The 14,330-nt window shown below is 44.3% G+C and carries 8 protein-coding genes; 5 read left to right on the top strand and 3 right to left on the bottom strand.

The window, feature by feature from the left end:
• Nucleotides 1-117: 117 nt before the first annotated feature.
• The gene (locus tag Q320_RS21175) at nucleotides 118-1,851 is read right to left on the bottom strand and encodes a TnsD family Tn7-like transposition protein (RefSeq protein ID WP_027467881.1); all 1,734 of its coding nucleotides are present in this window, start codon (nucleotides 1,849-1,851) and stop codon (nucleotides 118-120) included.
• A gap of 175 nt (nucleotides 1,852-2,026) precedes the next feature.
• Here Q320_RS21175 and Q320_RS18305 point away from each other — a divergent pair, with 175 nt between their 5' ends.
• The 5 genes from Q320_RS18305 to Q320_RS0103650 all read left to right on the top strand — a co-directional run bounded on the left by Q320_RS18305 (nucleotide 2,027) and on the right by Q320_RS0103650 (nucleotide 11,328).
• On the top strand, nucleotides 2,027-2,263 hold the full coding sequence (locus Q320_RS18305) for a helix-turn-helix domain-containing protein (protein WP_035852072.1): 237 nt from the start codon (nucleotides 2,027-2,029) through the stop codon (nucleotides 2,261-2,263).
• Between the two features lie 307 nt (nucleotides 2,264-2,570).
• The gene (locus Q320_RS0103635; protein ID WP_027467882.1) at nucleotides 2,571-3,545 is read left to right on the top strand and encodes a PDDEXK family nuclease; all 975 of its coding nucleotides are present in this window, start codon (nucleotides 2,571-2,573) and stop codon (nucleotides 3,543-3,545) included.
• A 1-nt stretch (nucleotide 3,546) separates the two neighbouring features.
• Nucleotides 3,547-5,565 carry a TnsB C-terminal domain-containing protein gene (locus tag Q320_RS20580; protein WP_051534430.1) on the top strand — a complete coding sequence of 673 codons (2,019 nt, stop codon included), beginning with the start codon at nucleotides 3,547-3,549 and terminating at the stop codon, nucleotides 5,563-5,565.
• The gene (locus tag Q320_RS0103645) at nucleotides 5,562-6,962 is read left to right on the top strand and encodes an ATP-binding protein (protein ID WP_027467883.1); all 1,401 of its coding nucleotides are present in this window, start codon (nucleotides 5,562-5,564) and stop codon (nucleotides 6,960-6,962) included. The genes Q320_RS20580 and Q320_RS0103645 overlap by 4 nt, the downstream gene beginning before the upstream one ends.
• 319 nt (nucleotides 6,963-7,281) lie before the next feature.
• On the top strand, nucleotides 7,282-11,328 hold the full coding sequence (locus tag Q320_RS0103650; RefSeq protein ID WP_156938969.1) for an NACHT domain-containing protein: 4,047 nt from the start codon (nucleotides 7,282-7,284) through the stop codon (nucleotides 11,326-11,328).
• Between the two features lie 309 nt (nucleotides 11,329-11,637).
• On the opposite strand, the gene tatA is transcribed toward Q320_RS0103650, so the two are convergent.
• Nucleotides 11,638-11,805 (bottom strand): Sec-independent protein translocase subunit TatA, encoded by a 168-nt coding sequence (gene tatA / locus Q320_RS18315; RefSeq protein WP_051534431.1) that lies wholly within the window; start codon nucleotides 11,803-11,805, stop codon nucleotides 11,638-11,640.
• A 128-nt stretch (nucleotides 11,806-11,933) separates the two neighbouring features.
• Nucleotides 11,934-14,207 (bottom strand): PhoX family protein, encoded by a 2,274-nt coding sequence (locus Q320_RS0103660; protein ID WP_027467885.1) that lies wholly within the window; start codon nucleotides 14,205-14,207, stop codon nucleotides 11,934-11,936.
• Nucleotides 14,208-14,330: the final 123 nt, after the last annotated feature.

Genomic DNA, 14,330 nt, shown 5'->3' on the forward strand with positions numbered 1-14,330 from the left:
TGTGATTGATGCATTGATTGCGCGGGGTCATTCAATTTGAGAAATGCCAACTGCTTTGACCTTGGCTTCGATAACGACATCTTTTTCTATTGGATAGCAACAGATACAAATTATTATCTAGTCCCCATGAACTACAGAATTTATTGCTTTGCGAGTTAATGGCAGTTTATTAAGTTGACTTAGTTTTGGTCGTAACTCCGGTATCTGTTGGTAAATCAACTGAACTGTAATTCTGAACTCTGGCGCATCGCGTGTTGCCTCTTGGGCAACACGCAACACTGCTTGAGAAAATTCTATGTCCCTCGCATTCCAGTCGACACTTTTATGATTACTACGAGGCGGCTTAGGTAAATACTGGCATTTCTGTTTTAACCAGCTAGGGTCATTTCGATACAACCACATATAGGTCGCTGGAGCCAAAGTTCGTAAAGCCTTGCAGCTCAAAGTAGGACAATTCTCCATAAGTGCGCTCCAACATGCTCGATTGATATTCAGCGCTTTAGCATCACGTGCAGAATGCCACGCTTCTGATAATTTGGGCTCTGTTCGCATAACTGTAGTGATTGCCTGTACCGAGACCCCATAAATTTTAGCCAATTCATTTTTGTCCTCGCCCTTACGCAAATCTTCTATCAACTGAGTTCTTGCATATGGTTGCAGGCGCTTTGGTCGTCGTTTGGGTTTTAGCCCTGCCTTTGCAGCCCATACCATGGCAGTTGTCGTATCAATGCCAATCTGCCGAGCTGCGTTTCGATATGAACTACCATTTTTAAGTAATTCAATTAATTTTACAGGAAGTTCCTGGCTTAACATTTCACCGGGGGATAACTCTGAATCAGGGCTTAAAATAACTGTCGGATCAATCGAAACTGATCCAACCATTTTATAGATTTCTTGAAAAGCATCCCAAGTCTCGAACAAGGTAAAAATAATCAAAAGATGCCACAACGGATGACATCCGCTACGTGGTTGATACAGTAAACGATTCATTTGCCGTGCAGCTTCATCTTGCGAACTAGGGAACGCATTTAAAGCAGGAAAATATCGCAAGTGCACACTACGAGCAAAGATCAAATCAGCTATTTTAGATATGCGTAACCGTTGCGACTGGTAAAGCCCCATTTCTGCTAATTGATATCGGTAGCTCTCCCACATCACATTTGGATCGATAAAAAATGCCGATGGTAACGAAGCTACCTTACAACAAAGGCTACTAAATGCTAAAGAATGCTTCATTACTTCGTTCGACACTGCCGACGACAAGCCTTCTTCAAAAACTGAAGGCGGTACGAGAGTATTCAGTGTTGGCAGACTCCATTGAAATCGACCTACACCATTCGATTTCAATGTGGACTCATACAAAATTTGATTGTGTTTATTGCAAACACATACCCCAGGATACTGGTGAATGACATGCCAGTAAGCGACACCATACTGCTCAATATCAGCTCGAAAACATGCCAAGCAGGCTTTGAGTGGATGATGAGCACGAAAACGACTTGTGAGCAAACCAAGTCTATATTTCAGCGACCCTAAACCATCTATTTGTATGGTGTTAAGCACCAACGTTTGCAACTCGATACTTTTCCATGGCAAATAAAATGGCAGCAACGTATGTCCATAAATAATATCAATCGAAGAACCCAACCGACCATACGTTCTTTGAACAAACTCACCTAGTCGACATGGGAAATCATGTTGGCTACCACGTTGCAAATGGCCAAACAACTGTTGGCAGGTCAAGCTCGACACCAAATGACCAACGATCTGGTGATAACGGCTACACCAGCTAAATAGAGTCTCCTCTGGGAGCCAACACAGCGAAGTTTCAAATATTTTCGACTTGGCCATCTGTCCCTCTCAGTTAATCTCTAACACTCAGTATGAAGATTTCAGGGCGTCTTTTGATACTGATAGTATTCATATTTAATGTTTATATTCAACAACTTAAATTATAAACCTCTATTGAAATATCAGACAAAAAATGTCATAGTACAAATATTCTTACGAATTTGGATGTTTAAGCATGAGTCATTTGAAGTCAGCTGAAGAAGCCAGAAAAATGCTACAAGCCCATGGGCTTAGAATCAGTTCATGGGCAGATGCGAATGGATTCCAGCGTGCACATGTGTATGCATTACTTGAAGGACGTGCTCGTGGTACGTCAGGAGAAGCACATAAAATTGCTATTGCCCTTGGAATGAAGGCGGAGCCAATAGGCCCAAGTCCACTACCAACGACAGCAGAAGCAACTTCGACCTGATTTACGGAGATAAAGCACGAATTAAAACATTGGAAGTTGATATGCAAAAAATAAATGAAAAGGAATTATAAATGCCAACTTTTTAACATTTTTGTGACAGGTTAAAGCAAAAAAGCCGCGCACTCTGGCAGGAGTACACGGCTTTATTGAATATGCAGATCGCTTTGCTGGCCGATCAAATCTCATATTCATCTCCCGCAGCCTCTTTGTCAAGAGGCTGCGCGGAACTGCTTGAACCTGCAAAGTCCTTTCACCGCTACCAAGCAACAGTCTTGGCGGCGGCAAATTGAATTTTCGGAGAGTAGCGATGAATAAAACCCAAAATAAAGACCGTTTACTGATTAAACGTTACTTTGAACGTCAATCCCAGTCAAAATTTGGTAAAGACTATCAACCCGCCATCAAGGCTGTTCCATCCGAAGCACCTAGCATTTCACGTTGCTCCAGACTTTACTGGCCACGTTTTGAACGCGAGCTTCATTTGTTATCCGAAGTGGAGCGTTGTGCATGTTTATTAGCTTTATATAATCCTTGCCTGTTTGAGCTCAATGAGCAACGGGTTTTATGGACACAACCTAGACCCCATCCGCTTTCAGAGCATCCATTGATTCGTGAAACAACACTCCCCCCGTTGCCCGGTTTGTATCACATTGCCAAGCGTATTGGAGTCGAACGGACCTTGCGCACCGTTTGGTTAACAGATGACGCCGACTCTCCGCATGTAAAACTGCCATACGTGGGCGATCTGTTGCTATTTTTAACAGACGAGCAAGGTCCATTTCTCGTTAATTGGTCGGTCAAATCGACAGACAGTGGCTTCGAACAACAACTGGGACAACGCCCAAGCGCACGACGATCAGAAAGAAGTCAGGGGCGTGCAAAAATCAGGCATCAGTTAGAGGAGCTGAATTACTCTGAAGCCGGTATACAGACTATTCGTATCACAGGAACAAAACTCGACAAACAACTGTGCGCGAACTTAAGTCAACTCTATCCCTGGGTAATAAGAAAAATGACTTTGCATGCAGATTCGCGAGCCAAGATTATTGCTGAATATCAGCAAATTATTGGCACCCCTTCTTCACCGCTAGATATATTACCAACGTTACTGACACGCTATCACTGCACTCGCGAGGAAGCTCAGAACACACTATATCGAGGAATCTGGGAGCGAATACTTCCTGTCGACTTATTTAATCCGATATTGTTTGATCGTCCCTTGCGTTTCGCAAAATTAGACCCGCTTGTGCACTATGCAGACTGGTTCAGAAGGGGACAATAAAATGCAAATTGGAACACAACTTCGTGCACCTCATGGATTTTGTGGTTTTGCTAAAAACATTGATTATTTTTTCCTCAAAAATGACCACACTACCGGGCTGGTAACTTTAATTGAATTTGTCGAAAACAAAACTTTTTCGGCAGAAATATGCAGAATTACAAAAAAAGACTTTGAAAACGCTTTATTGCAGCAGCATTTCGTGATTTCAGCTTCACAAATGACAATGCCGCCTTGGCTAAATGAGTTGCAGGGTATTAATTTATCGACAGTCGAGCTGAGCCGGATCAATTCACGAGAATCGAATATAGAAAAGGCTGAGCACCGCTTGCTACAAATTCAGCCTCTTATTTTACGCATCGATGATTTATTAAGTAGTAATAACCCGATCGCAGAAATAGCACGATTTGCTCGGAGTTGCACACCAAAACAAAACCCGCGTCGTTTGCAAACTTGGTTATTTACATACCTCGTATTTGGTCGAAATCTATGGTCACTATATCCCGCCTATCATCGTATAGGCCTCTGGTCACGAGAAGATAACATTTCAAGTATTAAGCTGGGACGACCAGCACTTGCGACCGGTCCCCAGGCGGGATTTCGAGTTGATGCTGAGATGATACAACTCATTGAGCAATCGTATGTTAAGCATGCTGATCTTGGAATCACACAAAGGAAAATTTATGTAAAAGCAATGCGAACGGCCTTTGAATGTCGAGTTATTGATCAAAAAGGGCCCCTGAAACTATATCAGCCCGAAGGTCGACCTTACCCGTCAATTGGCCAGTATTGGTATTACGTTAAAAAAGCCTTTAAGCCCGAAGTACTCGGGGAAACCCGCTATGGCTCTCAAGGCCATCGTGGACATGTTCCAAGTCTTGGACGTTTCAGTGAAGGTGTCGCCAATCTGCTCGAGAAGGTCGAAGCTGATGGCTATTATCTCAAACAGCAATTACAAACATTCACTGGCGAAGCATTAGATGAGATGTTTTGTATCATTCGGATCACAGACGTTGCGTCTGGCGCAATTGTGGGAGTTGGTTTTGCTGTTGGTCGCGAAACTGAAAAAGCATATCGTTTGGCTTTATTCTGTATGTCACTCCCAAAACACCACTTCGCAAAATTATTTGGCATTGATCTAGGTGCTGAAGAGTGGCCTTGCATTGGCCTACCTGGTCGCCTAACTGTAGATCGAGGTCCAGGGGCTGTTATTAATTGCCCAGATGTGAAATGGCGAGAATATAGTACCGATTTAACTCCATCATATGCGCCACGCAGCAAGGCAGGCGTTGAATCCTCACATCCACGAACGCCGCAAATCGAAGGTGCTCCATCAACTGTAATAAGTGACTTCAATCCAGTTGCTGCAGCTAAAAGAGAAATATTAGCCGCTGTACGCGACAACAAGATATCAAATGCCAGCGACCGAATGACACCTGCAATGATCGCAGACAAGGTGATGCCAAACCCTGTGGGAATTTGGAATTGGTTGGATGCTCGCGGCCGGAATGATGCAGCAACGATAGCATTTGATGATGCCGTACGAGCTTTTTTGACTCCCGTCGAATTTAGTGTTCGCCCCAATGGGGTTTACTACTTAGAACGTCGTTTTGACTCATCCGAACTAAGAGAAACGGGGTTGCTAGATAAGGCCAACCGTAGTGGAAGGTTAAATATCAAGGGTTACATACTGGATCTGTGTGTTCGGCATGCATGGCTAGAAATCAATCACCGGATCATTGAGGTCGATGCCATTCTTCCTTTACGTTCAGCAGATGCAGAGCTGTATCTAACTGTCAGCGACTTACAAGACATAAAAAAATCAGCGGCAGTTACTCGAAGCGAACACACTCAACTGCAACCTGTAAATGAATTGCAATTTGAAGAAGCCGTATTTGAAGCGACTGGCAAGTTTCCTGACGACGGCAAGCGCATCAAAGGCAAAAGAATAAAAGCAAAACAGAATCGTAATAGTTCAAACGAATCAAAACGCGCAACGAGTGCTACGAAGGTGGTTATATGAATACCCCTTGGGCAGATCGGTTTGTTAATCTTAATCCATCAACGATTGCTCTCCGCTGCCGTGTAAGCCCGTCAGTTCTTTCGGATTTGGACAAATTGCCAGATCAAGCGGCAGCAATATGTTTAGAGCGGCAACTAGAACAGATTTTTATCGCGACGCCTCAGGTTCAGAGGATATTGCAAAAATTAGTCGAGACCGCACAAGGATATTCGCTGGATGCATATCCAAATTCCAAAGTTTTTCTTGAAAGACTATATAACGGGTGGGAGCGTTCGGCACTTCCTGCCATTTGTTTAACTGGACTTGCTGGGGTGGGTAAATCGGCATTACTACATGCGCTAAAACGCTGTTTTGAGTCGACTGTTCTCATCGACGCAGGCCATGGGCATCGCTTACCTTTACAAACATACTGGTATCAAGCCGTGCGTCAACACAAAAACGAAGCTGCATTGTTACGACAATTCCTTGTTGGAACCGACCTTCACTCTTCCAGTTTTCAGCCGAATGACTCAATCAATAAAGATAAAGACCAAATCAAGAATGTATCTAAAGCTGTAGAAATAGCCAAATCACGAGCATACAGAAATGGACTTGGGCTGATTGGCATCGATGAACTGCAATTCTTAAGCCAGAGTGCTATTGCCAACACTGCGGTCACCAAGGCATTGCTCGCGATGACCTACCTTGGCCCCCCGCTACTTTTTAGCTCAAACTATGACATGGTGCATAGACTCAAGAAGCGCGGACAGCAGGACAGAGATAGGCTACTGTGTTCCCCTATCGTAGTGCAGCATGAGAAGCTTATTTGCGAAGAGGACCATCAGGTCCTATTTACCTACTTGAGCGAGTGTGTTCGAGTTTCAGGTGGAATTCTTGCATTCAATGTATCTGAAACGGTTAAGCCGCTGCACGAAATGACATTCGGGCTTCGCCGAAAAATGTTAACGCTATTTAGGTTAGCCTATTTGCGCGCACGCTCTCAAAAGAGGTTTGACGTAAAATTTACAGACATCGAATGGGCTTACCACTCGATGGAGTATTCGACGCATCGCGATGATGTTGAAGAACTCCAAAAAATCACACTAGGGCTGCGCTCAAACCGAAATGACCTAAAATGCCCATTCGATCTGGAGGAAAGTGAAATTCGCCAAGAGAGGGCTGCATTACAAATTCGTCGGCAAGAAGCAATCTCTCAATCGGCAGTTCTTGAATCATTAACCCCATCTGAACGTGAGATTGTGGCTGCTAAAACGCGAAATGAACATCAACACCCTTCTACCATTCCTGCAACCAGCACAAAGCCAAAAATACACAGGACTGTTCGGGTTACAGAAGAGTCTCTTGCCGCTGGAGAAGAATGGCTATTTGAAAATAACTCTTCAAAATATAATGGATGATAATATTTAAATTAAAGCTTTAGGTTTTATGACTTCTTATCCTCTATTCGATCCCATCTAGAATTGCCGCCGTAATAGCCAATATCCGAATTACCCGTACCGCTTTGGCATACCTCTGAAATTCTTAAGACTTCGGAATCGACACACAGGGTAAAGCTGAAAAATTTGTTGTGACTACTTCCGCACAGCTATACATCATTGCCAGAAATATCGATTTTCAACTTAATCATGACTGTCTTCGCAAGACCTTTATTTTACAAGCATTTCGAATTTAATGGTGTGTATACTGTAAGCAATATACATAAGAAGTATTTCTAGCATGCACACTCCTTTTTCTCGCACATGTGAAATAAATAAAAGCAACCAAAAACAGATTGTCCCAATTGAGCAAATGCGTGACCAGCATGCTTATATCCTATTGGGCGATCCCGGCATGGGGAAAACTTCAGTATTTAAAAATGAGTACGCTACGCTAGGTGCGAGTGCCGAATTTTATTCGGTCAAAGATTTCCTAATACGATATAGCCGAGCAACAGCCGAACAAGTGAAAGAAAAAACCTTCTTTATCGACGGGCTAGATGAAGTACGTGCAGGTAAAGATAGCGCTGTAATAGAACGGCTACGAGAAACCTTATTCAATCTCGGCCAGCCCCGCTTTCGCCTGTCCTGTCGTGCTGCTGATTGGTTAGGCGGAACAGATTATGCTGATTTTTCTCAGCTACTACCTTCTGGCTCAGAGTTACTTATTGCTTACTTGCAACCGCTAAATACAGAGCAAATCCACCAGTATTTACAAGATTTGGGTATCGAGCCAGCGGCTTATATCCAGCAAGCAGAAAAGCATGGTCTAGATGACATGCTGAGCAATCCGCAAACATTGGGAATGTTAAGTAACGCGATTCATGCAGATGGGGTGTGGCCAGAGAGCCGAGGTGAAGTATTTGAACTCGCCTGCCGCAAACTTGCAACGGAGCATAATGAACGTCACCAGCAGTCGGATCATGTTTTTTCAATTGACCAGCTGCTAAGTGCTGCTGGTTATGGCTTAGCCATTATGCTGCTGGCAGATAAACGTATTATTTCGACTCGTGGTGCTGAGTCACATGAAGTAATTTCCTACCTTCATACGCAAGGAATCCAGCAACCAGATCTGCCCCTACCAGCAGCTTTAAAAACGCGTTTGTTTGTCGGAATTACGGATCAAAGTGATTATTTTGATTATCTTCACCGAAGTATTGCCGAATTTCTAGCTGCACGCTTTTTAGCTCATCAAATTGCTAAAGGATTGCCTTTAGGCCGAGTTTTAGCACTGATGTGCGGTAATGATGGAGGAGTTATTTCTGGCTTGCGTGGCTTATATGCTTGGTTAGCTGTATGCATTTCCCCTGACTTACGCAAAACAATCATTACACATGACCCACTGGCTGTCGTGCTGTATGGCGATGTGAAACGATTCTCGGTGCAGTCAAAATGTGATGTGATTGCAGCACTTCATGAACAGGCAAAGCAATATCCAAGTTTTCGCTGGCATGGCCATTCGTATGGACAACAAGAACCTTTTGCAGCCTTGGCGACCAATGATATGGTCGAGCATTTCCGAGCCTATCTCGACCCCCTACCTTCCGACCCAGATCGGCAAGCCCTTGCAAGCTGTTTACTCAACGCCATCGAATATGGCGACTCAATGCCAGCACTGCAAAGCTGTCTGTTAGCGATTGTGCGTAACGAGAAAAATTGGTCTGGAGTTAGGCGTTATGCGCTAGACGCATTGTTGGCTGTAGACAGCAATACCGACGTGGTTTTATGCCTGTTGGAGCAGATAAATAGTGACGAAGTGCAAACCGATGATGATGAACTGCTCGGTAATATCTTAACGGCACTTTATCCAGCAAGGATTGGCGCTGAGAAGATATTTCAATATTTAAAGACAGAAAAAGATACACGTACGATTGGTGTCTACCATACCTTCTGGCGCTATACCCTGCCAGACAATTCACGAATTGAAGATTTACCTTTCTTGTTGAATTATTTGTTTAGCTGCGATATTTCTTTAGACCCTAAGTTTGAAGAATTATTCGGTCATTCAAACATGATTGGCAAATTGTTGTTGAAAGCGTTGAATTTATTGGGAAATGATTTATCAACTGAACAGCTATATAACTGGCTTATCAGTGAAAAGCGTGTTTCCTACAATAAGGAGTCAAAAGAAGGAATTCAGGAATGGTTTGATGAAAGGCCTGACACCTTTAAAGCACTGATCCTACATAGTCTCCGAAACAGCAAAGCCAACAACCCATTCAAAAGTTTTTGGATATTAGGTCATGCAATTCAGATGCCATCCAGGCTTTATCAATGGATATTAGACTCTGTTGATAATCCAACTTGTGGAGATATTAAATTCTGTCTATTTCAGATTGCCAAAGCAAGATTAGAACACGCAAACTGCAATGAAAACTATGGTCTGAATGAGCTATTTACTTGTGCAGATCGTCACCCCGATTTATTACCATTACTTCAAAACTTGTACTGTGATTTGGACTGCGAGGAATGGCGCTGGCAACATGAGAATGGCGTAGATAGCGCAATAAGGCGAAAAGCAAAACAAGCAAAACTCGAAGGGTTTAGAAACATCGTAACTGAACAGAGTGACAATTTACTCGCAGGAACAGCACCATTTGGGCTGATTGCTGATTTGGGGCGTATTTACAGGCGTGCTTTGCAGCAGGGCTCGCAACACGCATCAGTGAGTCCGAGCGAAGTATTGGCCGAGCGCTTCGATGGCGATAAGGATCTTACCAGGACCGCAATTGCTGGTATCTGCACAGTTTTACTGCGAAACGACTTACCAACTGCGCAGCAAGTCTTTGAATCATCTTTGCAGGGGCATTATTCTCGTGCAATAGACCCTTGTTTCGCAGCAGCAAAGGAGCTCAGTATTCACAGAATAACTGATTTTCTAGCGCTACCCGATAGCGCGCTGGATTTGCTAATTGCCTTCCACCTTACTGGGCATTCATCTGGTGACGATGCGTGGTACCCCATGCTGGTGAAAGAAAAATCCGACAGGATTGTCAAAGGTTACCGCGATTATCTGCAACTTTACTTGCCTTCTGGTCGAGCAATTAACAACCTATATCCGCTTGCTCATGATGCAGCTTATGCAGACATTGCAAAACAGATTGTTCCTTTTGCTTTGAAGAATTTGCCATCTATACGTCAACCTGTGGCTTGGGGGACTTTATGCGGCTTGTGGCAAGCAGGAGTGATGCATTGTGACGCCGAACTATTGTCACAATGGCTGAATCAGCGTTTGGCTCAAAGCAATATTCAACGCATAGAGAAATCACGATTATTGGCTCTTACTCTCTATTGGGATGCAGAGTGCTATTTGAGTCAGATTGATGATTTTGCCAGCTCAAATAGCAGGAAACGTTTACTTGGACTCGCTATTTTTAGCGTATCGGATCGCCGAGAGACAGTCGCTTCGAAACCTAAATCTGTTGCTGTATTACTGAGCCTCATCACCATACTGGGTGCTGTTTTTAAAGAATACTGGAATTACAGCGGCTTTGTTCGTCCTGAACAAGAACTCAGTAGTGACATTCGAGGGTTTTTCAATCAATTGGCTAACAATCCTGAAGCAGAAGCTCGTGTTGCATTAGAGCAATTAGTGACCAATCCCGCGCTTGTTGCATGGAACGAAGAAATAAAATCAGCAATTTTCAACCAGAAAATCAATTCACGAAACAGAAATTTCTCATATCCTTCACCTGCTGCTGTGGTTGCGACTCTTGCCAATCTTAGGCCTGCGAACGCTGCCGATTTACAAGCCTTGGTGCTGGCACACCTGCTAGATTTGGCTGATAACGCGCGCAATAGCAGCGCAGATGCATTCAAGCAGTTCTGGAATGAAACCCCAGCTGGCAAAGCGGATATACCTAAAGCTGAAGAAAGTGGTCGTGACGTGCTGCTTCAGTGGATGAGGGATCGGCTGGCTCGTCTACAATTAGAGGTTTTAGAGGAAGGTCAGTATGCCGATGATAAGCGTGCAGACATTTCGGTGCATGATATTAATCTCAAGGCAAAATTGCCGATTGAAATCAAACGTAGTCAACATGTTGAGGTTTGGACTGCAGTCAGAAAGCAATTGGTGCCGCGCTACGCTCGTGACCCTTCAGCATATGGATTTGGTATTTATCTGGTGCTCTGGTTTGGCGCGGAATACATGGGGAAAATTCATCCAATAAGCCGTACCAGACCAGAAACAGCACAGCAGTTACAAGAAATGCTTGAGGCCGACCTCAACGATCAAGAGCGTAGCAAGGTCAAAATTTGCGTCTTTGATGTCTCAAAAAATGCAAACTGACCACTTGAATTCGCAACGGAAAGCCTAGGAATAATACTTGCATGGCGACATGAAGGTCACTTTAGAACCAACTTTATTTTACGCATGCAGCAAAGAGCTTTGCTTTTTCTCTTGCTGAACGGACTTAAACTATTTACGACAAATTGATTTTTATATATAAATTTCAACCAATTACATTAACCACTCCAAAACAGACTTTATTTCTTCGGATCAGCTTCCTGTTTTGGTAGCGGCCATTTTAATTGATGAGTTTGTGTCTCAGTAATTCGATTTTGCAAAGCGCTGTTGATCCACACAAACTAACTCGATTTAGTTCGTACCATTCTCTTTAGTCGCACTCTCATCTTTTATTCCGTCTTTAAAGCCTTTCACTGCAGAACCTAAATCTTTACCCACACTACCTAGCTTTTTAGTACCAAAAACTAAAATAATAATCGCCAGTACAACAAGCCAGTGCCAAACGCTAAATGAACCCATCCTGATTCTCCTTAGAAATGATCTTAAAATCATGGATCAAAATTAAATCAATCACAGACCGCAATAAAGAAAAATGCAGCGACTAACTTAAATCGCTGCATCACTTCTACGGCTTAAGACTGATTAGCTTAAGAGCCGATGCGACCACCATCATCTTTAGTGATCACAATCGTAGCCGAACGTGGGCGTTTGCCTACGCCATAACCCGCATTACTTGGCCATTGGCTCGTATATTTAGTTGGATCAGCCACATCCGTCATCTTCGTGCCTTCACCCGGATGTTGAATATTGATAAAGATTGCTTTGCCATCCGGTGTTTCGCAGAAACCCGTAATTTCGCAATCTTTCGGGCCCACCAAGAAACGTTTGAGTTTGTCTGCAGCAGGTTTAGCACCCACTTGAGTCACGACATTCAACTTAGTGGTATCTGCTTTGGTGTAGCTCAAGGTCTGCGCGGCACCATCGCCTACTTTGCCTGGAATGGCCGCCAACATCATGCAATTAGTCACATCGGTGTATGCGCCATCATCGGTTTGAATCCAGCAAATACCGGTGCTTGGGCTAAATACCAAACCATCCGGTGACGACATATCTTGATCATCAGTCAAATTCGACAAATTGATCATCGCCTTATCAGCATCGGCTTCTGCGCCAAACAAGTACACATCCCACACAAACGTACCAACTGTTGCGCCTTCTTTCATGCGCAAAATGTGGCCATTCGGATTGCCCTTGCCTTTATTACCGTCCACATCAGCATAAGCACGTGGATTTGCATTATCAGGCACCAGTTGCGAAGAACCCGTTGCATCCACATTACGGTTGCTGTTGTTGGTCAGTGTTTGGTAGTACTCGCCCGTCACTGGATTCACGCCGCCCCATTCTGGACGATCCATTTTCGTCGCGCCCACTGCATCACCGGCCAAGCGCGTGTTCACACAAATATCGGCCAAATCAGCAAATACATAGGTCGTGTAGGCTTTGACAGTGGCATTAGCCATCGACAATTCAATCCATTGCCCAGAGCCATCGGCACTGAATTTAGCGACGTATAAAGTACCTTCATCTAGGTATTTATCGCCAGTCGCCATACGATCGGCAGGGTTGGCATCAGCCGCACTCCAAAGTGCTTTGGACACAAACTTGTACATATATTCATTGCGCGAATCATCACCCAAGTACACCGTCAATGGTTTGCCAACAACAGGCAGACCAAATGCAGCGCTTTCATGCGCGAAACGGCCTAAAGCAGTGCGTTTTTTCAATGCTTTAGATTTATCGTAAGCGTCCATCTCAATGATATAGCCTTGGCCATTCATTTCATTGCGATAGTCATCTGAACCATCGACCGATGCGCCCAGTTTACTGATGTTCCAACGCACATATTTATCATCAGGACCGCCCGTTTCCCAACCATGGCGTGAAGACGAGCCCGCGTTGCGGCCGTAACGTTTCAAGGCCACCACACTCTTATCATTGTTGCGATTAGTGTCATCAGCTGCGACGCGATAGAAATAACCCGCCCAGTTTTCCTCCCCCGACAAGAAGGTGCCCCACGGCGTTTTGCCCGTGCCGCAGTTATTGATCGTGCCGCGTGTTTTCACGCCAGTGGCCGAGTATTTGGTTTTCATTAAGGCATTGCCACGCGCAGGGCCAGCAATTTCAACTTCAGTCAGCGGTGTAACGCGACGGTTTAACGCCGAGCTTGCTACAGTCGCCCATTTTTTATTTGTCGCTTTAATTTCAATCACCGACAAACCGTGAACCGCAACTTCTTTATCTACTTCGGCCGCAGGGCGTGGCAGAGTGCTCGTGCCGCCGCTGGCGTGCAAGAAGAATGAAGACTTCACTTCATCCGTCGTTGCTTCGTGATTCATCGCCAACAAGCCACGTTCAGCACCCGATGCCGATGGTTTACCTGCAGCATCAAGGCCAAAATATTCCATACCGTCGTGATGATCGCCAGCACGATTTTCAAAATCACTGTCAGTACCATCATTTTTGTAGGCCGCTGTTGTAGCCGTCAAAGGATCGCCCAAGGCATAAATCACTTGGTAGCTATAGCCTGCTGGAATTACAACTTTATCTAATAAACTTTTGGCAACGGCGGTAAAACCGAGGCTAGCCATAATTGGATTCACGGTCGCAGTCGGTGTTGGTGACGCCGATGGCTTTGCAGTCGGTGATGGTGTACCTGATGGTGATGGTGTCGCTATTGGTGCCAAACTCTCGCCTGAAGAACAGCCAACCAAGCCCATTCCCATCCCACCCAACACGGCAGCACCCGACAAACTCATTCCCAAAAAGCCACGACGATTGAGGCGCTGCTCTAAAATCGCATCAAATGTTGGGTTGCTTGAGTTGTTAGAATTTTCATCATTGAAGTTATTTGACTTAGACATTTGAGCTCATCGCTGTTTACAAAAAAGCGCTACTGTAAATGCGAATCATGACAACAATATGCGATCTAAATGACGGATTCATGACGATTGAAAGAAACCCCTTAAATCATGCGATATTTCATC

Source organism: Deefgea rivuli DSM 18356 (assembly GCF_000620145.1).
Taxonomy (GTDB): Bacteria; Pseudomonadota; Gammaproteobacteria; order Burkholderiales; family Chitinibacteraceae; genus Deefgea; species Deefgea rivuli.

Coding starts and splice junctions, on each gene's coding strand:
- Q320_RS21175 (WP_027467881.1), bottom strand. CDS start 1,851: ATGGCCAAGTCGAAAATATTTGAAACTTCGCTGTGTTGGCTCCCAGAG.
- Q320_RS18305 (WP_035852072.1), top strand. CDS start 2,027: ATGAGTCATTTGAAGTCAGCTGAAGAAGCCAGAAAAATGCTACAAGCC.
- Q320_RS0103635 (WP_027467882.1), top strand. CDS start 2,571: ATGAATAAAACCCAAAATAAAGACCGTTTACTGATTAAACGTTACTTT.
- Q320_RS20580 (WP_051534430.1), top strand. CDS start 3,547: ATGCAAATTGGAACACAACTTCGTGCACCTCATGGATTTTGTGGTTTT.
- Q320_RS0103645 (WP_027467883.1), top strand. CDS start 5,562: ATGAATACCCCTTGGGCAGATCGGTTTGTTAATCTTAATCCATCAACG.
- Q320_RS0103650 (WP_156938969.1), top strand. CDS start 7,282: ATGCACACTCCTTTTTCTCGCACATGTGAAATAAATAAAAGCAACCAA.
- tatA (WP_051534431.1), bottom strand. CDS start 11,805: ATGGGTTCATTTAGCGTTTGGCACTGGCTTGTTGTACTGGCGATTATT.
- Q320_RS0103660 (WP_027467885.1), bottom strand. CDS start 14,207: ATGTCTAAGTCAAATAACTTCAATGATGAAAATTCTAACAACTCAAGC.